Raw genomic sequence first — 26,206 nt, 5'->3', positions numbered from 1 at the left:
TATTTTTTACGGGGGTGTTGTGTAAAAAAATGAACAAGGCTAAGCTCGGGTCAAACCCATAACAGCAATAATACCGGGGTGCTTCATGTCTCGCCTGCCGTTAATCGGCGTCACCGACTGCTCCTTGCAGTCCGGTCTGCATGCTTATCACATCAGTGGCGACACGTCCGTCCGCAGCGCAGCCAGCAAGGCTCGCAGCCTGCCAGCGGTGTCTCTGTCCACGGCAGATCAGGCGACAGCGTCCGATATTCTGGACGCATGCGGGGGCATCCTCTTTAGCGGTTCTCCTTTCAATATAGATCTCTTTCCTTCTTCCGGCCTGCACCGCGCCCGTCGCCGTGCCCGTGATTCTGCACGCCCGGGATGTGCACAGGAAATGCAACGCCAGCGTAAAGGGCAGGTAAGCTCCTCCTTCATTGTCTATGCGCGGTGCCAGGCGTAAGCCGGTACTGCGCGCAAGCAAGCCCCCTTAACGCGACGCCCCGTGCGTCAAACTTGCCTGACACGCGTCAGGAGACTCAGCCCAGAGGCATTTATGAGTAACAACCTCGACCAGCTCACCGATTGGTTGAAAGACCACAAGATCACAGAAGTCGAATGCATGATCGGCGACTTGACCGGTATCACCCGGGGCAAGATCTCGCCGACCAACAAGTTCATCGCCGAAAAAGGCATGCGCCTGCCAGAGAGCGTTCTGTTGCAGACCGTGACCGGCGACTACGTCGAAGACGACATCTATTACGAACTGCTCGACCCGGCCGACATCGACATGATCTGCCGCCCCGACCAGAACGCCGTGTACCTGGTGCCATGGGCCATCGAGCCGACCGCCCAGGTGATCCACGACACCTACGACAAGCAAGGCAACCCGATCGAGCTGTCGCCGCGCAACGTCCTCAAGAAAGTCCTGAAACTCTATGCCGACAAGGGCTGGCAGCCGATCGTGGCGCCGGAAATGGAGTTCTACCTGACCAAGCGCAGCGACGACCCCGACTATCCGTTGCAGCCGCCAGTCGGCCGTTCCGGGCGTCCGGAAATCGGTCGTCAGTCGTTCTCCATCGAAGCGGCGAACGAATTCGATCCGCTGTTCGAAGACGTCTACGACTGGTGCGAATTGCAGGAGCTGGACCTCGACACGCTGATCCACGAGGACGGCACCGCGCAGATGGAAATCAACTTCCGTCACGGCGATGCCTTGTCCCTCGCCGACCAGATCCTGGTGTTCAAACGCACCATGCGTGAGGCCGCCCTCAAGCACAACGTGGCCGCCACCTTCATGGCCAAGCCGATGACCGGTGAGCCGGGCAGTGCGATGCACTTGCACCAGAGCATCATCGACATCGAGACCGGCAAGAACGTGTTCTCCAATGAAGACGGGACCATGAGCCAGTTGTTCCTGCACCACATCGGTGGCCTGCAGAAACTGATCCCGGAATTGCTGCCGCTGTTCGCACCGAACGTCAACTCGTTCCGCCGCTTCCTGCCGGACACCTCCGCGCCAGTAAACGTGGAGTGGGGCGAAGAAAACCGCACCGTGGGCCTGCGCGTACCGGATGCCGGCCCGCAGAACCGTCGGGTGGAAAACCGCCTGCCGGGCGCCGACGCCAACCCGTACCTGGCGATTGCCGCGAGCCTGCTCTGCGGCTACATCGGCATGGTCGAGGGCCTCAACCCGAGCGCGCCGGTCGTGGGTCGTGGCTACGAGCGCCGCAACCTGCGCCTGCCGCTGACCATCGAAGACGCGCTGGAGCGTATGGAAAACAGCGCAACCATCGAGAAATACCTGGGCAAGACTTTCATCACCGGCTACGTCGCGGTCAAGCGGGCCGAGCATGAAAACTTCAAGCGCGTGATCAGTTCCTGGGAGCGTGAGTACCTGCTCTTCGCCGTCTGATACGCCGGGCGCGGTGGCCAGCCGCCGCGCCTTCACCGATAACAAGGAGAATTGGCATGACCAGCAACAACCCGCAAACCCGTGAGTGGCAAGCCCTCAGCAGCGATCACCACCTGGCCCCGTTCAGCGACTTCAAGCAGCTGAAAGAAAAGGGTCCACGGATCATCACCAACGCCAAGGGCGTGTACCTGTGGGACAGCGAGGGCAACAAGATCCTCGATGGCATGGCGGGTCTGTGGTGTGTGGCGATCGGTTATGGGCGCGATGAACTGGCCGATGCGGCCGCCAAGCAAATGCGCGAACTGCCTTACTACAACCTGTTCTTCCAGACCGCGCACCCACCGGCACTGGAACTGGCCAAGGCCATCGCCGACGTGGCGCCGGAAGGCATGAACCATGTGTTCTTCACCGGTTCCGGCTCCGAAGGCAACGACACTATGCTGCGCATGGTTCGCCACTACTGGGCGATCAAGGGCCAGCCGAACAAGAAAGTCATCATCAGCCGCAAGAACGGCTACCACGGTTCCACTGTGGCCGGCGCCAGCCTGGGCGGCATGACGTATATGCACGAGCAGGGCGACTTGCCGATTCCGGGCATCGTCCATATCGCCCAGCCGTACTGGTTCGCCGAAGGCGGCGACATGACCCCGGAAGAATTCGGGATCTGGGCAGCCAATCAGCTGGAAGAGAAGATTCTGGAAGTCGGCGTCGACAACGTCGGTGCCTTCATTGCCGAGCCGATCCAGGGTGCCGGCGGCGTGATCATTCCGCCTGACACCTACTGGCCGCGCATCAAGGAAATCCTCGCCAAGTACGACATCCTGTTCGTGGCGGACGAAGTGATCTGCGGTTTCGGTCGTACCGGCCAATGGTTCGGCAGCGATTTCTACGATCTCAAGCCCCACATGATGACCATCGCCAAAGGCCTGACGTCCGGCTACATCCCGATGGGTGGCCTGATCGTGCGCGACGAAGTGGTGGCGGTGCTCAACGAGGGCGGCGATTTCAACCACGGCTTCACCTACTCCGGTCACCCGGTGGCAGCGGCGGTGGGTCTGGAAAACATCCGGATTCTGCGCGAAGAGAAAATCATCGAACGCGCCCATGAAGAAACGGCACCGTATTTGCAGAAACGTCTGCGCGAGCTGAACGATCACCCGTTGGTGGGGGAAGTGCGCGGAGTCGGTCTGCTGGGGGCCATCGAGCTGGTGCAGGACAAGGCCACTCGCAAGCGTTACGAAGGCAAGGGTGTGGGCATGATCTGCCGCCAGTTCTGCTTCGACAACGGGCTGATCATGCGCGCCGTGGGCGACACCATGATCATCGCGCCGCCGCTGGTGATCAGCAAGGCGGAGATCGATGAGCTGGTGACCAAGGCGCGCAAGTGCCTGGACCTGACCCTCAGTGCATTGCAGGGCTAAGTGCTAGGCTCTGAGCGATGGAGCTGTTGCGCTGTCGCTCGGAGCTGTCAGAAAGGCTGGTCTTTTCTTGAAAGACCGCCTCGTATCTTGCCAGACTAGCCGCGGTTCCAGTTGTCCGGGTTCGGCCGCTGAACAAAGTGGTTCAAAAAAGAAAAATTTGGAGCATGACGCATGAAGGCATTAGGTAAAAAGCTTGCTGGCAAGACTCTTCTGGCCCTGTCCGTCGCGGGCATGATGGCGGGCGCGGTTCACGCGGACGACAAAGTGCTGCACGTCTACAACTGGTCCGACTACATTGCTCCGGACACCATCGCGAACTTCGAGAAAGAGTCGGGGATCAAGGTCGTCTATGACGTGTTCGACTCCAACGAAACCCTGGAAGCCAAGCTGCTGGCGGGCAAGTCCGGCTACGACGTGGTCGTGCCGTCGAACAACTTCCTGGCCAAGCAGATCAAGGCCGGTGTCTACCAGGAGCTGGATCAGTCCAAGCTGCCTAACTGGAAGAACCTGAACCAGGACCTGCTCAAGGCCGTGTCGGTCAGCGACCCGGGCAACAAGCACGCCTTCCCGTACATGTGGGGTTCGATCGGCATCGGCTACAATCCGGAGAAGGTCAAGGCTGCGCTGGGCGTCGACAAGATCGATTCCTGGGACGTACTGCTGAAGCCGGAAAACATCGCCAAGCTCAAGGGCTGCGGCGTGAGCTTCCTCGATTCGCCGACCGAAATGCTCCCGGTCGCGTTGCACTACCTGGGCCTGCCAACCGACTCCCAGAAAAAAGAAGACATCAAGAAAGCCGAGGACCTGTTCCTCAAGATTCGTCCTTCGATCACCTACTTCCACTCGTCCAAGTACATCTCGGACCTGGCCAACGGCAACATCTGCGTAGCGGTCGGCTACTCGGGTGACGTGCAGCAGGCCAAGTCCCGTGCCGCCGAGGCCGGTGACAAGGTGAAAGTCAGCTATGCGATTCCGAAAGAAGGCGCTGGCAGCTTCTTCGACATGGTCGCCATTCCGAAGGATGCCGAAAACGTTGAAGGCGCCTACAAGTTCATGACCTTCCTGCAGAAGCCTGAAGTCATGGCCGGCATCACCAACGCCGTACGATTCCCGAACGGTAACGCCGCTGCAACGGCACTGGTGGAAAAAGACATCACCAGCGATCCAGGCATCTACCCGCCAGCCGACGTGCAGGCCAAGCTGTATGCCATCGCCGATCTGCCGGCGGCGACCCAGCGTGAAATGACTCGCAGCTGGACCAAGATCAAATCCGGTAAATAAGCCGGTTTGACGCAGCAACCGCTGGCCGTCGCGTTCGCAAGGACGGCCAGCGGTGCAATTAAATGACAGAAAGTTTTGCTGGAACGGTTTTTCGAGGGTAAGTTGCGCGCCGGTTTTGTTGCCGGGCAACCGTGACTGTCATGCAGCGCGGGGCAACTTGGGCCCAACTAAATTAGAGGACCTCCACTTGCCTATTTTTTCTTCTTTGCGCAATGCCCTGCTGGCCGCTGCCGGCCTGACGTTCGCTGTCGGTGCCCAAGCCGCCGGTACTGTGCATATTTATAACTGGTCGGATTACATCGGCGAGACCACCCTGGCCGATTTCCAGAAAGAAACCGGGATCAAGCCGGTCTACGACGTGTTCGACTCCAACGAGACCCTGGAAGGCAAACTGCTTGCCGGGCGTACCGGTTACGACGTGGTCGTGCCGTCGAACCACTTCCTTGGCAAGCAGATCAAGGCGGGCGCGTTCCAGAAGCTCGACAAGGCGCAGCTGCCGAACTATTCCAACCTCGACCCGGTGCTGCTCAAGCGTCTGGAACAGAACGATCCGGGCAACCTGTACGCCGTGCCGTACCTGTGGGGCACCAACGGCATCGGCTACAACGTCGATAAAGTGAAAGCCGTGCTCGGCGTCGACAAGATCGACTCCTGGAGCGTGCTGTTCGAGCCCGAGAACATCAAGAAACTGCACAGCTGCGGCGTGGCGTTCCTCGATTCGGCCGATGAAATGATGCCGACCGTGCTCAACTACATGGGCCTGAACGCCAACAGCACCGATCCCAAGGACTACGAGAAGGCCACGGCCAAGTTGCTGGCGGTGCGTCCTTACGTGACCTACTTCCACTCCTCGAAATACATCGGCGATCTGGCCAACGGCGACATCTGCGTGGCCATCGGTTTCTCCGGCGACATCTTCCAGGCCAAGCACCGTGCCGAAGAAGCCAAGAAAGGCGTGAACATCGCCTACGCCATCCCGAAAGAGGGCGGCGCGCTCTGGTTCGACATGCTGGCGATTCCGAAGGACTCGTCCAACGTCAAGGAAGCCCACGCCTTCATCAACTATTTGCTGAAACCTGAGGTGATCGCCCAGGTCAGTGATTACGTCGGTTACGCCAACCCCAATCCGGGTTCGGACAAGCTGATGGAGCAGTCCATTCGCACCGACGAAGCGGTTTATCCACCGCAGGCCGTTCTCGACAAGACTTACGTGTCGATCGAGTTGCCGCCGAATATTCAGCGTTTGATGACCCGCAGCTGGACCAAGGTCAAGTCGGGTAAATAGCTTCAACGTACAAACTATCCTGGGTTCGTCTTGCGTGGGCGAACTGCACTCTTTTTTTCTGGGAGTTTCGTAAATGGCAGTTGCCTCCGGCGCCTATAAGAAAGCCCTCGAGGGCGACCAGACACCTAAGCAGGTGCTGGTTAAAATCGACCGGGTCACGAAGAAGTTCGACGAGACGGTTGCCGTGGACGATGTGTCCCTGGAAATCAAGAAGGGCGAGATCTTCGCCCTGCTCGGCGGTTCGGGATCGGGCAAATCCACTCTGCTGCGGATGCTGGCAGGGTTTGAACGGCCCACGGAGGGGCGCATTTTCCTCGACGGCGTCGACATCACCGACATGCCGCCGTACGAGCGACCGATCAACATGATGTTCCAGTCGTACGCTCTGTTCCCGCACATGACCGTGGCGCAGAACATCGCGTTCGGCCTGCAACAGGACAAGATCCCCAAGGCCGAGATCGACGCCCGCGTGGCCGAGATGCTCAAGCTGGTGCAGATGAGCCAGTATGCCAAGCGCAAGCCGCACCAGTTGTCCGGCGGCCAGCGTCAGCGTGTGGCGCTGGCGCGTTCGCTGGCCAAGCGGCCGAAGCTGTTGCTGCTCGACGAACCGATGGGCGCACTGGACAAGAAACTGCGTTCGCAGATGCAGCTGGAACTGGTGGAAATCATCGAGCGCGTGGGTGTGACCTGCGTGATGGTGACCCACGACCAGGAAGAGGCCATGACCATGGCCGAGCGCATCGCGATCATGCACCTGGGCTGGATCGCCCAGATCGGCAGCCCGATCGACATCTACGAAACCCCGACCAGCCGCCTGGTCTGCGAATTCATCGGCAACGTGAACATCTTCGAAGGTGAAGTGATCGACGACGCCGAAGGCCACGCGACCATCACCTGCAAGGACCTCGACCGGCAGATCTACGTCGGCCACGGCATCAGCACCTCGGTGCAGGACAAGTCCGTGACCTACGCGATCCGCCCGGAAAAACTGCTGGTCACCGCCGAAATGCCGACCTGCGAATACAACTGGTCCAGCGGCAAGGTGCACGACATCGCCTACCTCGGCGGCCACTCGGTGTTCTACGTCGAATTGCCGAGCGGCAAACTGGTGCAGTCGTTCGTGGCCAACGCCGAGCGTCGTGGCGCACGTCCGACCTGGGGCGATCAGGTGTACGTGTACTGGGAAGATGACAGCGGCGTGGTACTTCGCTCATGAACATGCGCAAATTCAAACGCCGGCTCAATCGAATAATTCCCGGTGGCCGCCAACTGGTCATCGGGGTTCCGTTCATCTGGCTGTTCCTGTTCTTCATGCTGCCGTTCTTCATCGTTCTGAAGATCAGCTTTGCCGAAGCAGACGTGGCCATCCCGCCGTACACCGAGATCTACAGCTTCGTTGACCAGAAGCTGCAAGTGCTGCTGAACCTGGGCAACTACGCGATGCTCGGCGACGACGAACTCTACATCTCGGCGTACCTCGGTTCGCTGAAGATGGCGTTCTTCAGCACGCTGTTGTGCCTGCTGATCGGCTACCCGATGGCCTATGCCATCGCCAGTGCCCGCAAGGAAGTGCAGACGGTGCTGGTGCTGCTGATCATGATGCCGACCTGGACCGCGATCCTGATCCGCGTCTATGCGTGGATGGGCATCCTCAGCAACAACGGCCTGCTCAACGGTTTCCTGATGAGCATGGGCTTCATCGACGAGCCGCTGCAGATCCTCAACACCAACCTCGCGGTGTACATCGGCATCGTCTACTCGTACCTGCCGTTCATGATCCTGCCGCTGTACGCCAACCTGGTGAAGCACGACAACAGCTTGCTGGAAGCGGCGTCCGATCTGGGTTCGAGCACCTTTAACAGCTTCTGGAAAATCACTATTCCGCTGTCCAAGAACGGGATCATCGCCGGCTGCATGCTGGTGTTCATCCCGGTGGTGGGCGAGTTCGTGATCCCGGAACTGCTCGGCGGTCCGGAAACCCTGATGATCGGTAAAGTGCTCTGGCAAGAGTTCTTCAATAACCGTGACTGGCCGGTGGCGTCCGCCCTGGCGGTGGTGATGCTGGCGATCCTGATCGTGCCGATCATCCTGTTCAACCGCAGTCAGGCCAAGGAAATGGAGGGTAAAGAATGAAGCGCTTCCGTTTCTCCAGCCTGATGCTGGTGCTCGGCCTGTTGTTCATCTATCTGCCGATGCTGATCCTGGTGATCTACTCGTTCAACGCCTCGAAACTGGTGACGGTGTGGGGCGGCTGGTCGATCAAGTGGTACGTCGGCCTGCTCGACAACACCCAACTGATGGGCTCGGTGGTGCGCTCGCTGGAAATCGCCTGCTACACCGCCGTCGCGGCAGTGGCGCTGGGCACGCTGGCGGCGTTCGTCCTGACCCGTATCACGCGCTTCAAGGGCCGTACGCTGTTCGGCGGCCTGGTCACTGCGCCGCTGGTAATGCCTGAGGTGATCACCGGTCTGTCGCTGTTGCTGCTGTTCGTGGCCATGGCGCAGATGATCGGCTGGCCACAGGAGCGTGGCATCGTCACCATCTGGATCGCTCACACCACGTTCTGTGCGGCGTATGTGGCGGTGGTGGTGTCGGCGCGTCTGCGTGAGCTGGATCTGTCCATCGAAGAAGCAGCGATGGACCTGGGCGCACGGCCGTGGAAGGTGTTCTTCCTGATCACCATCCCGATGATCGCGCCGTCGCTGGCGGCGGGCGGCATGATGTCGTTCGCCCTGTCGCTGGACGACCTGGTGCTGGCGAGCTTCGTCTCCGGCCCGGGTTCGACGACCCTGCCGATGGAAGTGTTCTCGGCGGTGCGTCTGGGCGTGAAGCCTGAGATCAACGCCGTAGCCAGCCTGATTCTGCTGGCGGTGTCGCTGGTGACCTTCATGGTCTGGTTCTTCAGCCGCCGTGCCGAAGAGTCGCGCCGCAAGGCGATCCAGCAAGCCATCGAAGAAGGCGCTGCCGATTCGTGGAAACAACCGGACGTGCGCCGGGCGCAGACGCCGGAAGCGGCTTAAGTCTTCCGACACAAAAAAACCTCGCGACCGTTACCGGCCGCGAGGTTTTTTTATGCCCGGTCAGGACGCCCAGGGCGATTGGCGGATGACTTCGACAAAGTTCATCGGCTTGAACCCCGGCGCCTGATCCTTCAGCACATCGGTCTTCACATTGCCGAACGTCGTCTGCGGGCGATGACGCAAGCCATCGGCGAACGCGCAGATGATGCACTCCTTGAAACCCTCGCCCCGTGGATGCGCATGCACCACTGCCTCGCGCTGCACGGTGGTGAACGCGGCGTAATCCATGCCCAGCACATCCATCTCGACGCCTGCCGTCACCAGCGCCACGGTCGGACGCAGATGCTTCGGTACGCCCGGCGTGGTGTGCAGGGCGATCGACAGCCAGACCTGTTCGATGTCGTCGTCGCTCAACCCGTAAGGCTTGAGAAACGCCGCCGCCGCGTTGGCGCCATCAACTTCGAAACGTTCGTTATCGCTGCGGTGCCCTTCGACCAGACCCAGGTCGTGAAACATCGCGCCGACGTACAACAGCTCCGGATCGTAGGCCAGTTGTTTGCGTTCGCCGCTCAAGGCACCGAACAGAAACACCCGGCGCGAGTGGTGGTAGAGCAGGTCGGATTCGATGTCGCGGATGTATTCGGTGGTGGCCCGGGCGAGGGCGCTGTCGGGGATCTGGATACCGGCGATGGTCGTGGTCATGTTGAGCTTCCTCGTCGAAAACGCCGTCACGGCGCTGATGGAGAAAGTCTGTTCCCGGCGGCAAAACCGGACAATCGATCCATGGCTGCGATCCTTGCCATTCCACCTGCAAATCGTGCCAGCTCGCTTCTGCGGCGTGGATTGGCTAGGGTTGGCGCTGATCCGCTATTCCCCGGGAGCCGATATCGCCATGAACAGAACCGTTGCCATCGTGGTGTTCCCCGGCGTGCAGGCGCTGGACGTCAGCGGGCCCATGGATGTGTTCGCCGAGGCCAACCGTTTTCTGGCGCCGGAGGATCATTACCGGCTCGAAGTGATCGGCGTCGAGCGCGGACCGATGCCATGTTCCAACGGGTTGACCCTGAGTGCTCACCGGCATTTCAGCGACGTGCAGGAAGCCTGCGATTTGCTGCTGGTGGCCGGCGGGCCGCAGTTGCCGTTCCTGGATTTCGGCAGCACGTTCGATGCCTGGTTGCGTGAGGCCTGCGGGCGGGCGCGGCGGTTCGGTTCGATCTGCAACGGCGCGTTCATGCTGGCCCGCGCGGGGTTACTGGAAGGGCGCACGGTGACCACCCACTGGAACGACGCCGAGGCGCTGGCGCAGTTGTGCCCGTCGAGCCGGGTCGAGGCCGATCGGCTGTACGTCGAGGATGGTCAGCTCTACACCTCGGCGGGGGTGACGGCGGGGATCGATCTGTCGCTGTACCTGCTGGCGCGTGACTACGGTGCCGAGGTGGCGCTGAGCGTGGCCAAGCGGCTGGTGGTATTTACCCAGCGCTCGGGCGGGCAGTCGCAGTTCAGCCCGTTTCTCACACCTCACGCCGAGCCGACGTCGGCGGTGGCGATGGTGCAACTGTACGTGCTGGCCAATCTCACCGGCGACCTGACCATCGCCGACCTGGCGATTGCCGCCAACATGAGCGCGCGGAATTTCTCCCGGGTGTTTGCTCGCGAAGCCAAGGTCACCCCGGCAGAATTCGTCGAGCGGGCGCGGGTGGATGCGGCGCGGGTGATGCTCGAAAGCACCACGGCGCCGCTGAAGACGGTGGCGTATCAATGCGGGTTTCGCGATGCGCAACACATGCGCAGCGTGTTCAACCGCCGGCTGGGGGTGACGCCGCAGCAGTTTCGGCTGAACTTTGCGGCGATGGTTTGAACTTCGCTTATTGCGACGCCCGTGCCGGTAACAGCTTCAAGGTACTGCGCGTATTCGCCGTCACCTCTTCATCACTGAAATGCGCCTGCACATACATCCCGTCCACATACGCCTCCGCCTGATCGTCATAGTGACTGTCGAACGGCACGCCGCTCTGGCCGACCGGGTTGATGGTCAGGCTGTGGGCAGGGTCGGCGAAGTCCACCAGTCGTCGCGTCGACGGGCCGTAGGTCACCGGCCATGGCGCCGGGCCGATCTTCGCCGAGAGGTTGTTCGGCACTTCATGGGTGCCCGGTGCGGCAAACGGGCCGACATTGAAGATGCGATCCAGCGGTTTCTGCTGACCCAACGGATGACCATGGGTCAGCGTGTGCGCCTTGCCCCATTGCCAGCCGGAAGCATCGTCGCCGAGGATCTGTTTCAGGTGCGCCATGCTCGCCTGCCACGCGGTGTGCACGGTGTCGGCGCGGGTCTCCTTGCCTGGCGTGTTGCGGTTGTCCCACCACGGTGAATCGGCGTTGGCTGCCAGTCGCGGCAACGCTGCATCGAGCACGCGGGTCGACAGCAAGGTCTCGAACATGTCATTGCCCAGCTCATCGCGCATCGCCGCGTCGGCCAGGTCATAGAGGAACTGGTTGAACACCGTCGCGCTGACCGAATCCAGCGGATAGTCGCCTTGCCACTGGGCCAGTTGCTCGACCAGTTTCAGCTGCGCCGGGTCAGTCACCACTTCACGCAATACCGGCAGCAATGGCGCCAGCACTCGCGGGCCGTAACCGGTGGTGGTGCCCAGTTGCAGCTTCTGGTTGGCTTCGTTGTCCCACTTCACGTTCTTGTCGGCGAGCTGGCGGTTGAGCTGCTGGCCACGGTCAGCGAGGTTGTAGTAACCGGGAATCTCCATGCCGGTCGGCGACACGGGCTGGAAGTTGGCCGAGACGATATAGCCCCGCGCCGGGTTCTCTTCCTGCGGGTTGGCGCTGAACGGGAAGTAGCCGTCCTTGTCCGCCTGATTGCCGCTGCCGTCGAGGATGAACTCGGGTTTGACCCCGGCCGGACGCTTGGGCAACAGCGCCGAGGCCCACCAGGCGATATCGCCCTTGGCGTTGGCATAGACAATGTTCAGCCCCGGCGCCTGCACCTTGGCAGCAGCGGCGCGAGCCTTGGCCAGGGTGTCGGCGCGGTTGAGCTGGTAGAAACCTTCGAGGATCGGGTTCGGCGTTTCGAGGAATGCCCACCACATCGCAATCGGGGTTTTCCCGGCGGCGGTGCCGAGGGCGTCGTTGACGATCGGCCCGTGGGGGGACTGGCGCAGGGTGATGGTCACCGGCGCCTGGCCTTTCACCGCAATCTGCTGCTCGGTGCTGACCATGTCGGTCCACTGACCGTGATACCAGACCTGATTCGGGTTGTCCGGATTGACCTTCTCGGCGATCAGGTCCAGGTCATCGTTCTGGAACATGGTCAGGCTCCAGCCGAAGTCCAGGTTGTGCCCCAGGAACGCAAATGGCACCAGCGCCTGATGATGGCCGTAGAGTTCAAAACCTGGCGCTGACAACTGCGCTTCGTACCACACCGACGGTACCGAGAAGCGGATGTGCGGGTCGCCGGCCAGTAATGCCTTACCACCCTTGCTACGGCTGCCGGCAATCACCCAGGCGTTGCTGCCTTCGTACTGCGGCAGGCCGTTTTCGATCAGCGCCTGTTCGCTGAGGCGGGCGAGGGCGTTCAGGTCTTTCCAGTCTTCGGCGGCGAGTGCCGGTGCTTTGCCAGCGTGGCCCTTGGCGAGCACGCCCTTGGGCTGCCAGTCGAGGTCGAAGACGTTGAGGTAATCGGCGCCGAGCTGATCGCGCACGTAGGTCAGCAACGGTTCGGTGCGAAACGCGGCGGCGAAGCTGTAGGCCATGTAGCCGGCGACGCTGATGGTGTCTTCGGCGGTGAACGGCCGCTTGGGGATGCCCAGCACGTCGAACTCGACGGGGGCGGCGTGCGAGTCCTGATACTGATTGATGCCGTCCAGATAGGCTTGCAGGGCCTTCCAGGCCGGCGACTGCTTGTCGAGGCTGGCCACGTAAGTGGCAGCGCGTTCGCGAATGCGCAGGCTGCGGAACAGTTTGTCGGTATCGAGCAGTTTCGGCCCGAGCACTTCGGCCAGTTCGCCCCGAGCCAGGCGGCGCATGGCTTCCATCTGGAACAGCCGGTCCTGGGCGTGCACGTAACCGAGGGCACGATAGAGGTCAGTTTCGTTTTCAGCACGGATGTGCGGCACGCCGCGTTCGTCGTAACGCACGGTCACCGAGCCTTGCAGGTTGCGCAACTCCACCTGGCCCTGACGCGTCGGTTGCTTGCTGTACACGTACCAGCCGCCGGCGGCGAGCAGTGCAACGATGAGCAAGGCAAGAACGGTAAAGACGCGTTTCATGGTGACTCCTTGTGCATTCGGGGTTGCCGCCCGTGCGGGCTGCAAACAATTAGCACACGCCTCGTGTGCCGCGCATCGCTGTCCTTGAAATGTCCGGAATGCCTTACTTCGTTTCTACCGGCCACGGGCAGTAGCAACCGACCGCCAGCGTGTGGGTGGCATTCACCGGACGATCATCACTCAATGCCTGCAGGATCGGCTCGATAAAACTGTTGCTGGAGTTGCACGTCAGGCCTTCGCTGTACGGGCCGAAGTACGCCAGTCTGCCGCTGCGGTCCCAGATCGCCACGGCCGGGCTGGCGGGGATCTGTTCGGAGCCGGGCAGCACCGCGATGGTCTTGAGATTGCTGAGCGTGGCGGGCAACTGGCCGTGGCTGCCGGCCTTCTGCACGGCATAGAACTCCACACCTTTGGGGCCGAACTGTTCGACCATCTCGGTCAGGTGCTGTTGGTTACCGACGTTGCACGGGCAGGCCGGGTCCCAGAAATGCACCAGGCGGATGTTGCCGGGGCCGGCGAGGTCGTCGGGCAGTCGCAGCGGATCGCCGGAAAACACCGCCGTGTGTTCGCTGAAGGCCCGCAGGTAGCGGCCCTGAAACCAGTCGTACGCGGCCCACAGCACGCCGGCACACACGATGGCGAGCAGGCTGGCAAACAGTGCGGTGCGGTAGGGCGAGCGCATGGATTTGGTTCCTCGAGAGCGCGCTAGCTTGCCATGCTTGCCGCGACAGATGAATATCGCAGGCCGATAAAGTCCGTTTACCGTTTTGGAATTGCCCATGTCTGCTGCCTTCAATCCCGATCATCTGCGCGCGAGCCTCAAGCCTTTGGCCGAGTGGCAGCCGTTGTCCGAGGAGGCGAAGGCGTATCAGCGGTTCTACAAGACCGACTTCCCGGAACGCGATGTCTGGCGCGGCATGGGCCGGTTCGACGTCGATGGTTATGAGTTGGTCAGTCATTGCTGGTGGCCGGCGGAAACGGCCAAGGCCACGCTGTTTCTGGTGCACGGCTTTTATGATCACACCGGTCTTTACCGGCATGTGATCGAGTGGGCGCTGGATCAGGGGTTCGCGGTGATTGCCTGCGATCTGCCGGGGCATGGTCTGTCGAGCGGCGAGCGGGCGAGCATCCGCGATTTCTCCGAGTATCAGGATGCGCTGCAAGGTCTGTTCGCCGAGGCGCATTCGATCGCGCTGCCGCAGCCGTGGCACTTGTGCGGGCAAAGTACCGGCGGTGCGATCATTGTCGATCACGTGCTCAACCATGGCGAAAACAGCCCGGCGCAAGGCCAGCTGATTCTGCTGGCGCCGCTGGTGCGTCCGCGGGCCTGGGGCTGGTCGCAGTTCAGTTATTACCTGCTCCGGCCCTTCGTCCGGGGCATCGCCCGGCGTTTCAGCGAGAACTCCAATGATCCGGATTTCCTGCCATTCCTGCAGGCCGATCCATTGCAGCCAAAACGCTTGCCGACGGCGTGGGTCGGGGCGTTGTCACGCTGGATCAACCGCGTGGAATACGCGAAGAAAAGTCCGCGTCGGCCGCTGATCATTCAGGGCCAGGCGGACATGACGGTGGATTGGCCGCACAACCTGCAAGTGCTGAAGTGGAAGTTCGACCGGCCGCAGATTCTGTTGCTGGCGGAGGCGCGGCATCACCTGGCCAATGAGACGGCGGAAATGCGCGAGGAGTATTTCGAGTTCCTGAACAAGCGGATCAAGGGCCGCAATCCCTAGATCACTGATTGAGGTTCGAGGTGCTTTGCCCCACGGCCAGCCCGGCGCGGATCGCCGCCAGCGCTGCCTGATAGTAGGCCTTGCCTTCGGTGGATTCGGCGAAGGTCGCGAATTCTTCCAGTTCTTCATCCGACAAATCGCGATAGACGTACAGCAGCGTGTTGTTCAGGTCGGCGCCGATCTGATCCATCAGTCGCTGGCGTTGACCGTTCAACATGCCCTGGGCCTGACCGCCGCCGAGCAGGCCAGGGATCATCGAACTCAGGCTGTCCGCCGCCACGCCGGCAATCGCCAGGCTGACTTCGGCGCCGGCTTCGCGGGCGGGCAGGGCCTGGGCGAGGTGGCCGATGATCAGCAGACGACTGTCGCTGGCCGGCATCTTCGGCAGGCCCTTGGCGTTTTTGGCCAATTGATCGCGGCGGGTCGCCAGCAGTTCGGCGGCGACGATCTTCTTGCCCAGCGGTGACTGAAAGAACGACAGGGCCGGTTTCGGGTCGGCGAGATTCTTGCGCAATTGCGCTTCGGCCCGTTGATCCACGGCCTGGGGGGCGAAGCGCTGATTGCTGTTGTTCACCAGCGCCTGAAACACCGCCGGCGGCAGGCTGTTCTGGTAGCGCTGTTGCGCGGCACTCAGGGCGTCATTGAAATGCGCGCGTTGTTCCGGCCAGCCGGCGACCTTGTACAACTGGTCGTGGCCGTCTGCCCAGGCGGGCAAAACGCAGAACATCAACAGTGAAAAAAGCAAACGGCGCATAGGGACTCCTGTCAGCAGCGGACTATTCTCCGTGCGGTGCCAGTACTTGTCGAGAATTCGTATCAAGCCGCCGCGTGGCTCTGTCGGAATTCCCGGCGCAGGCATACTATGCGCGCCATGCAAATATCCTCTGAACACCCGCTGCTGTTACGTATCGTCGACGACCTGGCCGAGCGTGGCTGGTCGCAGCAGAACATTTTCCTGCCTGCGGATCTGACCCGCGCGCTGGCCGCCGAGTGCCGCAAACGTGACGCCGAAGGTGAACTGGCGCCGGCGGGGGTCGGACGTGGCCCGTTGTCGGAGGTCCGCGAGGGTATTCGTGGTGACCATATCCAGTGGATCGATCCCGGCCAGGCCGAGGCCAGTGACCGTTATCTGAACCTGATGGACAGCCTGCGCGAGGCGCTCAATCGCGGCTTGTTCCTGGGCCTGGAAGATTTCGAGTGCCATTTCGCCCTGTACCCGCCGGGTGCGTTCTATCGCAGGCATGTCGACCGTTTTCGCGACGATGACCGGCGTATGGTCTCGGCGGTGATCTACCTCAATGACGGCTGGCTGCCGGAGGATGGCGGGCAACTGCGCATGTACCTGGAGAACGACCGCGTCCATGACGTGCAACCTACCGGCGGTTGTCTGGTGGTGTTTCTCTCCGGTGAAGTGCCCCACGAAGTGTTGCCGGCCCATCGTGAGCGCCTGTCGCTGACAGGCTGGTTCCGCCGCCGTGGCAACGAGCCGTTCTGAGATGCAGAAGATCCTCGTGAGCCGCTGCCTGTTGGGCCATCGCGTGCGTTATGACGGTGGCGCCAGCGGGCCGTTCGATCTGCTGGAACAGTGGATTGTCGAAGGGCGTGTCGTGCCGCTGTGCCCGGAAGTGGCCGGTGGTCTGCCGACGCCTCGGGCGGCGGCGGAGATTCCGGGTGGGCAGGGCAGTGAAGTGCTCGATGGCCTCGCGGCGGTGATCACCACGGAAGGCGAAGATGTCAGTGCGCAGTTTCTCGACGGTGCCCGTCAGGCGCTGGAGCTGGTGCAGACACACGGGATTCGTGTGGCGGTGCTCAAGGCCAAAAGTCCTTCCTGCGGGAACCTGCTGACCTATGACGGGACGTTCAGTGGGGTGAAGGTGAGTGGCGAAGGTGTCACGGCAGCCTTGCTCAAGCGCCATGGCGTGCAGGTCTTCAGCGAACTGGAACTGCCGCAGGCCGCACAGGCGCTCAAGGCACTCGACTAGACACCGTCACTTCAGGTGTTCAGTGGCCTGCGCGTTCAACCACTTCTGCGACAACGCCTCCAGCCGCCCATCCGTCCTGATCCGCTGCAACGCATTCTCAAGACTCGCGTGAAACGCCGGGTTGCCCTTCTGAAACGGAATCGCCAGATCTACCGGCGGCCCGACCTTCGGTTTTTCCTCAGTCAGCGTCTGTACCAGCACCAATGGGCGGGGCTGCTCATCCTTTTTCGCCAATAACTGCGCATTGACCTGTGTGTAAGGTTCGCTGAAGTCGAAACGATCCTTGAGTTCCGGGGTCAGTGCTATGTGGTTGAGCGCGACGTCGTACTTGCCGCTTTCGACGCCCTGGAGCAGATCGGCTTCGTCGGTGACGATGAAGTCGGCGCGCACATCCAGCTCGTTGGCCAGCAGTTGCCCAAGCTCGACCTCGAACCCCGTGAGTGTGTCGCCGTCCTTGAAATTGAAGGGCGGTGTATTAGCCTCAAGGGCAATGCGCAACTCGCCACGGTCGTTGATGTCATCAATCAGTTCGGCATGAGCCAGCGGGCTCAGAAGGGGAAGCAGGCAGATCAGGCCAGGCAGAAAGCGCATGGTCACTCCTTTGAAATCATTGTCGCGGCCTGTTGGTCAGGCTCGCTTTGCTATGGTTGTCGAGTGCCTTCGACAACGAATGGTCATGAAGTTGTCATGACCGCGCGGATTTTACGGAAAAACTGGAGAAGAGAATGAAAACATTCATGTCACGCGCCGCTTTGGCAGGGCTTCTGTTAAGTGCTTCGATGATGGCCAGCGCCGCTACACCGGCACCGGCCGGTGCTTCAGTGAGTATTGTCGAGCCGAGCAGCGGTGCCGTTGTGGACAAGACATTCAAGGTCAAGTTTGAAGTCAAAGGTATTGCTCTGGCGCCGGCCGGCGACCCGACCGCGAACACCGGGCACCATCACCTGCTGGTCGATGCCAAGGAAATCGTCCCGGCGGGCAGCGTGATCCCGACCGATGCCAACCACCTCCACTTCGGCAAGGCCCAGACCGAAACCGAACTGACCCTGGCGCCGGGCAAGCACACCTTGCAGCTGGAGCTGGGCGACAAGGGCCACATGGCCTTCGATCCGCCAATCGTTTCGGAAAAGATCACCGTGACGGTGAAATGACTTTTCCACCGGCATGAAAAAGGGAGCCCCGAGGGGCTCCCTTTTTTGTTGCTCAGCGCTTGATCAGAACAACACGCGGCTACGGATGGTGCCGTTGACGTGTTGCAGCTTCTCTTGCGCCAGCTCCGAGTACTCGGCGTCGACGTCGATCACCACGTAGCCGACCTTCTCGTTGGTCTGCAGGAACTGACCGGAGATGTTGATGCCGTTTTCGGCGAAGACCTTGTTGATCTCGCTCATCACACCCGGGATGTTCTCGTGGATGTGCAGCAGGCGGTGCTTGCCAGGGTGAGCCGGCAGGGCCACTTCCGGGAAGTTCACGGACGATACCGAAGTACCGTTGTCGCTGTACTTGACCAGTTTCTCTGCCACTTCCAGACCGATGTTGGCCTGCGCTTCAGCGGTGGAACCGCCGATGTGCGGGGTCAGGATCACGTTGTCCAGGCCGCGCAGCGGGCTTTCGAACTCTTCGTCGTTGGAGCGCGGCTCGACCGGGAACACGTCGATGGCGGCGCCGATCAGGTGCTTGTCCTTGATCGCTGCGGCCAGGTGATCCAGCTCGACCACGGTGCCGCGTGCTGCGTTGATCAGGATGCCGCCCTTCTTGATGGCGCGGATTTCCTTCTCGCCGATCATCCACTGGGTCGCAGCGGTTTCCGGAACGTGCAGGGTGACGATGTCGGACATGCCCAGCAGCTCGTGCAGGTTGCCGACCTGGGTCGCGTTGCCCAGCGGCAGCTTGGTCACGGTGTCGTAGAAGAACACCTGCATGCCCAGACCTTCAGCCAGGACCGACAGCTGAGTACCGATCGAGCCGTAGCCGACGATGCCCAGTTTCTTGCCGCGGATCTCGAAGGAGTTGGCCGCCGACTTGATCCAGCCGCCACGGTGGCAGGAAGCGTTTTTCTCAGGGATGCCGCGCAGCAGCAGGATCGCTTCGGCCAGCACCAGCTCGGCAACGGAGCGGGTGTTGGAGTACGGCGCGTTGAACACGGCGATGCCGCGCTCGCGGGCCGCTTCCAGGTCAACCTGGTTGGTGCCGATGCAGAAACAGCCGACTGCCACCAGCTTCTTCGCGTGATCGAAGATCTCTTCGGTCAGTTGGGTGCGCGAACGAATGCCGATGAAGTGAGCGTCAGCGATCTTTTCCTTGAGCTGGGCTTCCGGCAGGGAGCCTGTCAGGTATTCGATGCTGGTGTAGCCCGCCGCCTTGAGGACGTCGACAGCCGATTGGTGGACGCCTTCGAGAAGAAGGAACTTGATCTTGCTCTTATCGAGAGAAGTCTTGCTCATCTGCGTAAACCTGTATCCCGGAGAAAAATGGCAGGAAATGGTCAACAGACATTGACCTTGACGACAAGAATGCCGTCACCGCAGAACCGCCGTTGGGCACTGGCCTGCGGGGTCGGTATGCTAGCATAGCCGCCCCGCTAATCACTCATTCCTGCGACGTGAAGCGTTCTCAGGATGACCATGAATTGTTCGAGAGTTCCGTCGATGACCAATCCTGCCCTGATTGATGAACTGAAGACCCTGGTCGAGCCTGGCAAGGTCCTGACCGATGCCGACTCCCTGAACGCTTACGGCAAGGATTGGACCAAGCACTTCGCCCCGGCGCCCAGCGCCATCGTGTTCCCCAAGACCATCGAGCAGGTGCAGGCCATCGTCCGCTGGGCCAACGAACATAAAGTGGCGCTGGTGCCATCGGGCGGGCGTACCGGTCTTTCCGCCGCTGCCGTGGCCGCCAATGGCGAAGTGGTGGTGTCGTTCGACTACATGAACCAGATTCTCGACATCAACCTCACCGACCGCACCGCCGTGTGCCAGCCGGGCGTGGTCACCGAGCAATTGCAGAACGCGGCCGAAGAACATGATCTGTACTACCCGGTGGACTTCGCGTCGGCCGGTTCCAGCCAGATTGGCGGCAATATCGGCACCAATGCCGGCGGGATCAAGGTCATTCGCTACGGCATGACTCGCAACTGGGTGGCGGGCATGAAAGTGGTCACCGGCAAGGGCGATGTGCTGGAACTGAACCGGGACCTGATCAAGAACGCCACCGGTTACGACCTGCGCCAGCTGTTCATCGGCGCCGAAGGCACCCTCGGGTTCGTGGTCGAGGCCACCATGCGCCTGGATCGCGCACCGAAAAACCTGACCGCAATGGTGCTCGGCACCGCGGATTTCGACTCGATCATGCCGGTGCTGCACGCCTTTCAGGGCAAGCTCGACCTGACCGCGTTCGAATTCTTCTCCGACAAGGCCCTGACCAAGGTCATGGGCCGTGGCGACGTCCCGGCACCGTTCGAAACCGACTGCCCGTTCTATGCGTTGCTGGAATTTGAAGCGACCACCGAGGAAGTGGCCAACAGCGCCCTGGAAACCTTCGAGCATTGCGTGGAGCAGGGCTGGGTGCTGGACGGCGTGATGAGCCAGAGCGAAACCCAATTGCAGAACCTGTGGAAGCTGCGCGAGTACATCTCCGAAACCATCTCCCACTGGACGCCGTACAAGAACGACATTTCGGTTACCGTCTCGAAAGTCCCTGCCTTTCTGCGGGAAATCGACGCGATCGTCGGCAAACATTATCCAGACTTCGAAATCGTCTGGTTCGGCCACATCGGCGACGGCAACTTGCACTTGAACATCCTCAAGCCGGACAACCTGAGCAAGGACGAGTTTTTCGCCAAGTGCGCCACCGTCAACAAGTGGGTGTTCGAAACCGTCGAGAAGTACAACGGTTCGATTTCCGCCGAGCACGGCGTGGGCATGACCAAGCGCGACTACTTGACCTACAGCCGCTCGCCGGTGGAAATCGAATACATGAAAGCGGTCAAGGCGGTGTTCGACCCGAACGGCATCATGAACCCGGGCAAGATCTTCGCGGTTTGATTGGCAATCCCTGATGAATCAATGAAGGCAGGAGTCGGTAATGAGCTATCAGCACCAGTATGTCGACGGTACGCGGATTCATTTTCCGCTGGGGAAAGTGGTGTGCATCGGCCGCAACTACGCCGAACACGCCAAGGAACTGGACAACCCGGTCCCTACCGAGCCGTTGCTGTTCATCAAGCCGGGCAGTTGCGTGGTGCCGCTGGAAGGTGGTTTCAGCATTCCGACCGAGCGTGGCTCCGTGCATTACGAAGCGGAAATCGCCGTGTTGATCGGCAAGCCGCTGTCGACCAAGCCCAGCCGTGAAGAAGTGCTGGACGCGATCTCCGGATTCGCCCCGGCGCTGGACCTGACCCTGCGCGACAAGCAGGCCGAGCTCAAGTCCAAGGGCCTGCCGTGGGAAATCGCCAAGTCGTTCGACGGCGCGGCGGTGATTGCACCGTTCGTGGTCGGCAGCACCTTTGCTGATCTGACCGACATCGGCATCCGCCTGACCATCAATGGCGAAGTGCGCCAGGACGGCAACAGCAGCGCGATGCTCAACCCGATCGTGCCGATGATCCAGCACATGGCCGGCTGCTTCTCGCTGCAGGCCGGTGACGTGATCCTGACCGGCACGCCGGTGGGTGTCGGTCCGCTGAACGTTGGCGATGACATTGTGCTGGAACTGCCGGGCGCCAGTCGCTTCACCAGCAGCGTTCGCTGATCCGGGCAACGCGTTCCCGAGTGGGAGATTGCGGGTTTGAGGTGTGCCCTCAAGCCGGCAATCTCCCATTTCTGTTTTGTGATCCCGCCTGCAAAGGCGCAGGGCAATCCGGCCATTTGCCGTTTTTTTCACATCCTGTCCGGATAATTCCGGTCATTCTGGCGTCTGAGCCGGCCTCTTTGTGCTATTACCCATAGCCTGAATTTTTCGGAACGCGTCCACTGATGTCATCTCAAACTCAGCTCAACACTGCTCGCCGTTCACGTTTCGCCCTGCGCTGGTATTACTGGCTGTTGCTGGTGGTCGCGGCCGGTTACGGTCTGGCGTATGCGATGCATTGGGATGACCGTGGCCTGTTGTGGGTGCACGAGCGCTTCGAAAGCCCGGCTGAACGCACGGCGAGTGTCTGGTTGCCGGACTATCGGGTGGTGATCGACGCCAAGCTGTTGCCGGGGATGGAAAAGGACGAGGCCTCGGACCTGTCCTACGACCCGCAGAGCAAGACCCTGTTTTCGGTGATGGGCAAGAACCCGTTCCTGGTCGAGCTGACCTTGCAGGGCGATGTGCTGCGCAAAATGCCGCTGGTGGGCTGGATCAACCCGGAAGGCGTGACCGTCATGGGCAATGGCTTGCTGGCTATTGTCGATGAGCGTGAGCACATGCTGTCGATCGTCAAGGTCGATGCCAATACCCGCGAGCTGAAGCGCGACGATTTCCCGAAATACGACCTCGGCCCCTCGAAAAACCAGAACAAGGCCTTCGAAGCCATCACCTGGGATGCCCGCAACCAGCGATTGTTGCTGGGCGAAGAACGTCCGCCAGCGCTGTTCACCTGGAAAAGCGACGGCAGCCAGACCCTCACCGGCGACAAGCAGAAACTGCCGAACGATGAACTGGACATCCGCAACCTCTCGGCCTTGGCCATCGATCCGCGCACCGGTCATACCCTGGTGCTGTCTGCCGATTCGCACCTGCTGCTGGAGCTGGACGAGAAGGGCGAACAGGTCAGTTTCATGACCCTGCTGGGCGGTTTCAACGGTCTGAAGCAGACCATCCCCCGCGCCGAAGGCGTGACCATGGACGAGGCGGGCACGCTGTACATGGTCAGTGAGCCGAACCTGTTCTACCGCTTCGAAAAACAGAAATAACCCGCCTGCCGCCGCAAGGTTGTCGTCCGGGGCAAGTGGCCTTTAAGCTTCGATTCAGACAGGCGTGATATTTCATCCGCCTGTTTTGATCCCGAGCCCAGCCCGCATGCGTCGATTTGCCCGTCCCAAGCCCCTTCTGATCATCCTCTCGGTGATTGCCCTGATCGCATTGATTGCGATCGGCCAATACCTGCGTCTGTTCGAGCGCGCCTGGTTCAACCTGCAAAGTCACTGGCAGCCCCACAGCATTGAGGCGATCAATCTGGATCAGTACCGCGTGGGCATCGAGGCTCGGGTCATCGAGGGGCTGAACGATGACGTCTCCGCGCTGACTTACGATCCGGTGCGCAAAAGCCTGTTCACCGTCACCAACAAGAATGCCGAGCTGATCGAATTGTCGCTGGAGGGCCGGATCCTGCGCCGTGTCGCGCTGATCGGTTTCGGCGATCCGGAGGCGGTCGAGTTCATCAGTGCCGACACTTACGTGATCACCGACGAGCGTCAGCAGCGCCTGATCAAGATCCATCTGGAGCACGACACTACGTTCCTCGATGCGGCGGACGCCGAGCAGATGACGCTCGGTGTGCACATGAGCGGCAACAAGGGTTTCGAAGGTCTGGCTTACGATTCAGTGGGCAAGCGTCTGTTCGTGGCCAAGGAGCGCGATCCGATGCTGATCTACGAAGTGCACGGATTTCCGCACTTCAACCCGGAAAAGTCCTACGCGGTGCATGTCATCAACAACCCCAAGCGCGACGCCGGGATGTTCGTGCGTGACCTGTCGAGCCTGCAATACGACGAGCGCAGCGGCCATCTACTGGCGCTGTCGGACGAATCGCGGCTGATTCTGGAACTGGATGTGGACGGGCGCCCGATGAGCACGATGTCGTTGAGCAGTGGCCGGCAAGGGCTGAAGAAAACCGTGCCGCAGGCGGAAGGTATCGCGATGGATGATGACGGGACGTTGTATCTGGTGAGCGAGCCGAATCTGTTTTATGTTTTCAGAAAGCCAGACCGGAACTGACATTCTTCAATGAACCCCTGTGGGAGCGGACAGGCTCCCACAGGTTCTTCAGGCTTACTCGGCCTTCAGTGTCTTCACGCCTTCGCTGGTGCCCAGCAACAGCAGATCCGCCGGACGCGCCGCGAACAGGCCGTTGGTGACGACGCCGACGATTGCATTGATCTGCGCTTCCAACTCCACCGGGTTGGTGATCTGCAGGTTGTGCACGTCGAGGATGATGTTGCCGTTGTCGGTCAGCACGCCTTCGCGGTAGACCGGGTCGCCGCCCAGTTTCACCAGTTGGCGGGCCACGTGGCTGCGAGCCATCGGGATCACTTCCACCGGCAGCGGGAACGCGCCGAGCACCGGCACCAGTTTGCTGCCGTCGGCGATGCAGATGAAGGTCTTGGCCACGGCCGCGACGATCTTCTCGCGGGTCAGGGCTGCGCCACCGCCCTTGATCAGGTTCAGGTGCTCGTCGCTTTCGTCGGCGCCGTCGATGTAGAACTCCAGGTCGCTGACCGTGTTCAGTTCGTACACCGGAATCCCGTGGCCCTTGAGGCGCGCGGCGGTGGCTTCGGAACTGGCGACCGCGCCATCGAACGCGCCCTTGTGCTGGGCCAGGGCGTCGATGAAGCAGTTGGCGGTGGAGCCGGTGCCGACCCCGACGATGCTTTTGTCGTCAAGTTTCGGAAGGATGAAGTCGACGGCGGCCTGGGCCACGGCCTGTTTGAGTTGATCCTGGGTCATGCGGGCTCCGGAAGCGGGCAAGGTAAGAACGGAAAGGCCGGCATTATAGCCTCAAGCCGGGCTAAAACCTCTGGATTCGTGTGGTCGTGCGCCCGAAAGCCGGGTTAGACTCGTTGGCCCTGCCCAACCCGCTCAGTGATGCTTTCCGATGCTCGAACAGTACGTCAAGAAGATCCTCACCTCGCGCGTTTATGACGTTGCCGTAGAAACCCCGCTGCAGAACGCCCGCCAGCTCTCCGAGCGGCTGGGCAACGACATCTGGCTCAAGCGCGAAGACTTGCAGCCGGTGTTCTCGTTCAAGATTCGCGGCGCCTACAACAAGCTGACCCAGTTGAGCGACGAAGAACGCGCTCGCGGCGTGGTCACCGCGTCGGCGGGCAACCACGCGCAGGGCCTGGCCCTGGCGGCGAAAGTGCTGGGCGTGAAGGCAACCATCGTGATGCCCAAGACCACCCCGGAGATCAAGGTTGAAGGCGTGCGCTCCCGTGGCGGCAAAGTGGTGCTGCACGGTGATTCGTTCCCGGAAGCCCTGGCCTACTCGCTGAAACTGGTCGATGAAAAAGGCTACGTCTACATCCACCCGTACGACGATCCGCACACCATTGCCGGGCAGGGCACCGTGGCGATGGAAATCCTGCGCCAGCACCCGCAGCCACTGGACGCGATCTTCGTTCCAGTGGGCGGTGGCGGATTGATCGCCGGCATTGCGGCGTACGTGAAATACCTGCGGCCGGACATCAAGGTCATCGGCGTCGAGCCCGACGACTCCAACTGCCTGCAAGCGGCGATGGCGGCGGGCGAGCGCGTCGTGCTGCCGACCGTGGGCATCTTCGCCGACGGCGTGGCGGTGGCGCAGATCGGCCAGCATACGTTCGACATATGCAAGGATTACGTCGATGAAGTGATCACCGTCAGCACCGACGAGATCTGTGCGGCGATCAAGGACATCTACGACGACACCCGTTCGATCACCGAACCGGCCGGCGCCCTGGGCGTGGCCGGGATCAAGAAGTATGTCGAGCAGCGCGGCGTCAGCGGCCAGACTTTCGTCGCCATCGACTCCGGGGCCAACGTCAACTTCGACCGCCTGCGCCACGTCGCCGAGCGCGCCGAGCTGGGCGAGGGTCGCGAAGCGATCATCGCCGTGACCATCCCGGAGAAGGCCGGCAGCTTTAAGGCGTTCTGCGAAGCCATCGGCAAACGCCAGATCACCGAATTCAACTATCGCTACAACACCGGCAGCGAAGCGCACATCTTCGTCGGCGTGCAGACTCACCCGGAAAACGACCCGCGCAGCGCCTTGCTGTCGAGCCTGACCGAACAGGGTTTCCCGGTACTCGACCTCACCGACAACGAACTGGCCAAACTGCATATTCGCCACATGGTCGGCGGGCGCGCGGCGCAGGTGGTCGATGAAGTGGTGTTGCGCTTCGAGTTCCCGGAGCGTCCGGGCGCGCTGTTCAACTTCCTCAACAAGCTCGGCGGGCGCTGGAACATTTCGATGTTCCACTACCGCAACCACGGCGCGGCCGATGGCCGTGTGGTCGCCGGGCTGCAAGTGCCTCACGAGGAGCGTCACCTGGTTCCCGCAGCGCTGGCGGAAATCGGCTACCCGTACTGGGACGAAAGCGACAACCCGGCCTATCAGCTGTTTCTTGGCTGAGCG

General features: G+C 61.2%; 25 protein-coding genes. 18 read left to right on the top strand and 7 right to left on the bottom strand.

The genetic code is table 11. From position 1 onward, the window contains the following. Positions 1-85 precede the first annotated feature (85 nt). The 8 genes from AC3WRD_RS04035 to AC3WRD_RS04000 all read left to right on the top strand — a co-directional run bounded on the left by AC3WRD_RS04035 (position 86) and on the right by AC3WRD_RS04000 (position 8,901). The gene (locus AC3WRD_RS04035) at positions 86-442 is read left to right on the top strand and encodes a gamma-glutamyl-gamma-aminobutyrate hydrolase family protein (RefSeq protein WP_146013068.1); all 357 of its coding nucleotides are present in this window, start codon (positions 86-88) and stop codon (positions 440-442) included. Positions 443-535: 93 nt separating this feature from the next. Then, on the top strand, positions 536-1,894 hold the full coding sequence (locus AC3WRD_RS04030) for a glutamine synthetase family protein (RefSeq protein WP_096817456.1): 1,359 nt from the start codon (positions 536-538) through the stop codon (positions 1,892-1,894). Positions 1,895-1,950: 56 nt separating this feature from the next. Beyond that, positions 1,951-3,315 carry an aspartate aminotransferase family protein gene (locus tag AC3WRD_RS04025; RefSeq protein WP_011336447.1) on the top strand — a complete coding sequence of 455 codons (1,365 nt, stop codon included), beginning with the start codon at positions 1,951-1,953 and terminating at the stop codon, positions 3,313-3,315. 171 nt (positions 3,316-3,486) lie between these two features. Then, positions 3,487-4,596 carry a polyamine ABC transporter substrate-binding protein gene (locus AC3WRD_RS04020; RefSeq protein WP_096817458.1) on the top strand — a complete coding sequence of 370 codons (1,110 nt, stop codon included), beginning with the start codon at positions 3,487-3,489 and terminating at the stop codon, positions 4,594-4,596. A 187-nt stretch (positions 4,597-4,783) separates the two neighbouring features. After that, entirely contained in the window at positions 4,784-5,881 is a 1,098-nt protein-coding gene (locus tag AC3WRD_RS04015; protein WP_096817460.1) for a polyamine ABC transporter substrate-binding protein, read from the top strand. 73 nt (positions 5,882-5,954) lie between these two features. Next, positions 5,955-7,097 carry an ABC transporter ATP-binding protein gene (locus AC3WRD_RS04010; RefSeq protein ID WP_096817462.1) on the top strand — a complete coding sequence of 381 codons (1,143 nt, stop codon included), beginning with the start codon at positions 5,955-5,957 and terminating at the stop codon, positions 7,095-7,097. A gap of 35 nt (positions 7,098-7,132) precedes the next feature. Next, a complete protein-coding gene (locus tag AC3WRD_RS04005; RefSeq protein WP_371858305.1) occupies positions 7,133-8,014 on the top strand; it encodes an ABC transporter permease subunit in 882 nt (293 codons plus the stop codon). After that, positions 8,011-8,901: an ABC transporter permease subunit gene (locus AC3WRD_RS04000; protein ID WP_085709000.1), complete on the top strand. Its 891-nt coding sequence runs from the start codon at positions 8,011-8,013 to the stop codon at positions 8,899-8,901. Before AC3WRD_RS04005 ends, AC3WRD_RS04000 begins: the two co-directional genes overlap by 4 nt. 60 nt (positions 8,902-8,961) lie before the next feature. Here AC3WRD_RS04000 and AC3WRD_RS03995 read toward each other — a convergent pair whose 3' ends face one another. Next, positions 8,962-9,603 carry an HD domain-containing protein gene (locus AC3WRD_RS03995; protein ID WP_102619654.1) on the bottom strand — a complete coding sequence of 214 codons (642 nt, stop codon included), beginning with the start codon at positions 9,601-9,603 and terminating at the stop codon, positions 8,962-8,964. 190 nt (positions 9,604-9,793) lie between these two features. Here AC3WRD_RS03995 and AC3WRD_RS03990 point away from each other — a divergent pair, with 190 nt between their 5' ends. Next, positions 9,794-10,759 (top strand): GlxA family transcriptional regulator, encoded by a 966-nt coding sequence (locus tag AC3WRD_RS03990; RefSeq protein WP_102619805.1) that lies wholly within the window; start codon positions 9,794-9,796, stop codon positions 10,757-10,759. A gap of 7 nt (positions 10,760-10,766) precedes the next feature. Here the strand turns inward: AC3WRD_RS03990 and AC3WRD_RS03985 are convergent, their stop codons facing one another. Together AC3WRD_RS03985 and AC3WRD_RS03980 are read right to left on the bottom strand one after the other, a co-directional pair. Further along, complete coding sequence (locus AC3WRD_RS03985; protein WP_102619655.1) at positions 10,767-13,178, bottom strand: penicillin acylase family protein; 2,412 nt, start codon at positions 13,176-13,178, stop codon at positions 10,767-10,769. A gap of 103 nt (positions 13,179-13,281) precedes the next feature. Continuing rightward, positions 13,282-13,860 (bottom strand): DUF6436 domain-containing protein, encoded by a 579-nt coding sequence (locus AC3WRD_RS03980; protein WP_102619656.1) that lies wholly within the window; start codon positions 13,858-13,860, stop codon positions 13,282-13,284. A 97-nt stretch (positions 13,861-13,957) separates the two neighbouring features. On the opposite strand from AC3WRD_RS03980, the gene bipL reads away from it, so the two are divergent. Beyond that, positions 13,958-14,908 carry a phospholipase BipL gene (gene bipL / locus AC3WRD_RS03975; RefSeq protein WP_096817472.1) on the top strand — a complete coding sequence of 317 codons (951 nt, stop codon included), beginning with the start codon at positions 13,958-13,960 and terminating at the stop codon, positions 14,906-14,908. Position 14,909: 1 nt separating this feature from the next. Here bipL and AC3WRD_RS03970 read toward each other — a convergent pair whose 3' ends face one another. Beyond that, positions 14,910-15,662, bottom strand: coding sequence for a DUF2059 domain-containing protein (locus tag AC3WRD_RS03970; protein WP_007953496.1), 753 nt, complete (start codon positions 15,660-15,662; stop codon positions 14,910-14,912). 108 nt (positions 15,663-15,770) lie between these two features. Here AC3WRD_RS03970 and AC3WRD_RS03965 point away from each other — a divergent pair, with 108 nt between their 5' ends. Then, a complete protein-coding gene (locus tag AC3WRD_RS03965; protein WP_096817474.1) occupies positions 15,771-16,403 on the top strand; it encodes a 2OG-Fe(II) oxygenase in 633 nt (210 codons plus the stop codon). 1 nt (position 16,404) lies between these two features. Continuing rightward, entirely contained in the window at positions 16,405-16,890 is a 486-nt protein-coding gene (locus AC3WRD_RS03960; RefSeq protein ID WP_102619657.1) for a 2-thiouracil desulfurase family protein, read from the top strand. Positions 16,891-16,896: 6 nt separating this feature from the next. Here AC3WRD_RS03960 and AC3WRD_RS03955 read toward each other — a convergent pair whose 3' ends face one another. After that, complete coding sequence (locus AC3WRD_RS03955) at positions 16,897-17,481, bottom strand: transporter substrate-binding domain-containing protein (RefSeq protein ID WP_102619658.1); 585 nt, start codon at positions 17,479-17,481, stop codon at positions 16,897-16,899. Between the two features lie 134 nt (positions 17,482-17,615). Here AC3WRD_RS03955 and AC3WRD_RS03950 point away from each other — a divergent pair, with 134 nt between their 5' ends. Beyond that, positions 17,616-18,041 (top strand): DUF4399 domain-containing protein, encoded by a 426-nt coding sequence (locus AC3WRD_RS03950; protein WP_102619659.1) that lies wholly within the window; start codon positions 17,616-17,618, stop codon positions 18,039-18,041. A gap of 63 nt (positions 18,042-18,104) precedes the next feature. Here AC3WRD_RS03950 and serA read toward each other — a convergent pair whose 3' ends face one another. Beyond that, entirely contained in the window at positions 18,105-19,334 is a 1,230-nt protein-coding gene (gene serA / locus AC3WRD_RS03945; RefSeq protein ID WP_007953487.1) for a phosphoglycerate dehydrogenase, read from the bottom strand. 204 nt (positions 19,335-19,538) lie between these two features. On the opposite strand from serA, the gene AC3WRD_RS03940 reads away from it, so the two are divergent. The 4 genes from AC3WRD_RS03940 to AC3WRD_RS03925 all read left to right on the top strand — a co-directional run bounded on the left by AC3WRD_RS03940 (position 19,539) and on the right by AC3WRD_RS03925 (position 23,811). Continuing rightward, a complete protein-coding gene (locus AC3WRD_RS03940) occupies positions 19,539-20,933 on the top strand; it encodes an FAD-binding oxidoreductase (RefSeq protein WP_102619660.1) in 1,395 nt (464 codons plus the stop codon). Between the two features lie 40 nt (positions 20,934-20,973). Continuing rightward, complete coding sequence (locus AC3WRD_RS03935) at positions 20,974-21,639, top strand: fumarylacetoacetate hydrolase family protein (RefSeq protein ID WP_096817485.1); 666 nt, start codon at positions 20,974-20,976, stop codon at positions 21,637-21,639. A gap of 224 nt (positions 21,640-21,863) precedes the next feature. Continuing rightward, positions 21,864-22,787 (top strand): SdiA-regulated domain-containing protein, encoded by a 924-nt coding sequence (locus tag AC3WRD_RS03930; RefSeq protein ID WP_102619661.1) that lies wholly within the window; start codon positions 21,864-21,866, stop codon positions 22,785-22,787. 106 nt (positions 22,788-22,893) lie between these two features. Continuing rightward, on the top strand, positions 22,894-23,811 hold the full coding sequence (locus AC3WRD_RS03925) for an SdiA-regulated domain-containing protein (protein WP_102619662.1): 918 nt from the start codon (positions 22,894-22,896) through the stop codon (positions 23,809-23,811). A 54-nt stretch (positions 23,812-23,865) separates the two neighbouring features. Here the strand turns inward: AC3WRD_RS03925 and rpiA are convergent, their stop codons facing one another. Then, entirely contained in the window at positions 23,866-24,540 is a 675-nt protein-coding gene (rpiA, locus tag AC3WRD_RS03920; protein ID WP_096817491.1) for a ribose-5-phosphate isomerase RpiA, read from the bottom strand. Between the two features lie 148 nt (positions 24,541-24,688). On the opposite strand from rpiA, the gene ilvA reads away from it, so the two are divergent. Continuing rightward, positions 24,689-26,203: a threonine ammonia-lyase, biosynthetic gene (gene ilvA, locus AC3WRD_RS03915; protein ID WP_096817493.1), complete on the top strand. Its 1,515-nt coding sequence runs from the start codon at positions 24,689-24,691 to the stop codon at positions 26,201-26,203. Positions 26,204-26,206: the final 3 nt, after the last annotated feature.

Source organism: Pseudomonas sp. FW215-R2 (assembly GCF_058789255.1).
This window is presented reverse-complemented; position numbering and strand designations above follow the sequence as displayed.

Excerpts from the sequence above, each read along its gene's own strand:
- AC3WRD_RS04035 (WP_146013068.1), top strand. The coding sequence starts at position 86 with ATGTCTCGCCTGCCGTTAATCGGCGTCACCGACTGCTCCTTGCAGTCC.
- AC3WRD_RS04030 (WP_096817456.1), top strand. The coding sequence starts at position 536 with ATGAGTAACAACCTCGACCAGCTCACCGATTGGTTGAAAGACCACAAG.
- AC3WRD_RS04025 (WP_011336447.1), top strand. The coding sequence starts at position 1,951 with ATGACCAGCAACAACCCGCAAACCCGTGAGTGGCAAGCCCTCAGCAGC.
- AC3WRD_RS04020 (WP_096817458.1), top strand. The coding sequence starts at position 3,487 with ATGAAGGCATTAGGTAAAAAGCTTGCTGGCAAGACTCTTCTGGCCCTG.
- AC3WRD_RS04010 (WP_096817462.1), top strand. The coding sequence starts at position 5,955 with ATGGCAGTTGCCTCCGGCGCCTATAAGAAAGCCCTCGAGGGCGACCAG.
- AC3WRD_RS04000 (WP_085709000.1), top strand. The coding sequence starts at position 8,011 with ATGAAGCGCTTCCGTTTCTCCAGCCTGATGCTGGTGCTCGGCCTGTTG.
- AC3WRD_RS03995 (WP_102619654.1), bottom strand. The coding sequence starts at position 9,603 with ATGACCACGACCATCGCCGGTATCCAGATCCCCGACAGCGCCCTCGCC.
- AC3WRD_RS03990 (WP_102619805.1), top strand. The coding sequence starts at position 9,794 with ATGAACAGAACCGTTGCCATCGTGGTGTTCCCCGGCGTGCAGGCGCTG.
- AC3WRD_RS03985 (WP_102619655.1), bottom strand. The coding sequence starts at position 13,178 with ATGAAACGCGTCTTTACCGTTCTTGCCTTGCTCATCGTTGCACTGCTC.
- AC3WRD_RS03980 (WP_102619656.1), bottom strand. The coding sequence starts at position 13,860 with ATGCGCTCGCCCTACCGCACCGCACTGTTTGCCAGCCTGCTCGCCATC.
- bipL (WP_096817472.1), top strand. The coding sequence starts at position 13,958 with ATGTCTGCTGCCTTCAATCCCGATCATCTGCGCGCGAGCCTCAAGCCT.
- AC3WRD_RS03970 (WP_007953496.1), bottom strand. The coding sequence starts at position 15,662 with ATGCGCCGTTTGCTTTTTTCACTGTTGATGTTCTGCGTTTTGCCCGCC.
- AC3WRD_RS03965 (WP_096817474.1), top strand. The coding sequence starts at position 15,771 with ATGCGCGCCATGCAAATATCCTCTGAACACCCGCTGCTGTTACGTATC.
- AC3WRD_RS03960 (WP_102619657.1), top strand. The coding sequence starts at position 16,405 with ATGCAGAAGATCCTCGTGAGCCGCTGCCTGTTGGGCCATCGCGTGCGT.
- AC3WRD_RS03955 (WP_102619658.1), bottom strand. The coding sequence starts at position 17,481 with ATGCGCTTTCTGCCTGGCCTGATCTGCCTGCTTCCCCTTCTGAGCCCG.
- AC3WRD_RS03950 (WP_102619659.1), top strand. The coding sequence starts at position 17,616 with ATGAAAACATTCATGTCACGCGCCGCTTTGGCAGGGCTTCTGTTAAGT.
- serA (WP_007953487.1), bottom strand. The coding sequence starts at position 19,334 with ATGAGCAAGACTTCTCTCGATAAGAGCAAGATCAAGTTCCTTCTTCTC.
- AC3WRD_RS03940 (WP_102619660.1), top strand. The coding sequence starts at position 19,539 with ATGACCAATCCTGCCCTGATTGATGAACTGAAGACCCTGGTCGAGCCT.
- AC3WRD_RS03935 (WP_096817485.1), top strand. The coding sequence starts at position 20,974 with ATGAGCTATCAGCACCAGTATGTCGACGGTACGCGGATTCATTTTCCG.
- AC3WRD_RS03930 (WP_102619661.1), top strand. The coding sequence starts at position 21,864 with ATGTCATCTCAAACTCAGCTCAACACTGCTCGCCGTTCACGTTTCGCC.
- AC3WRD_RS03925 (WP_102619662.1), top strand. The coding sequence starts at position 22,894 with ATGCGTCGATTTGCCCGTCCCAAGCCCCTTCTGATCATCCTCTCGGTG.
- rpiA (WP_096817491.1), bottom strand. The coding sequence starts at position 24,540 with ATGACCCAGGATCAACTCAAACAGGCCGTGGCCCAGGCCGCCGTCGAC.
- ilvA (WP_096817493.1), top strand. The coding sequence starts at position 24,689 with ATGCTCGAACAGTACGTCAAGAAGATCCTCACCTCGCGCGTTTATGAC.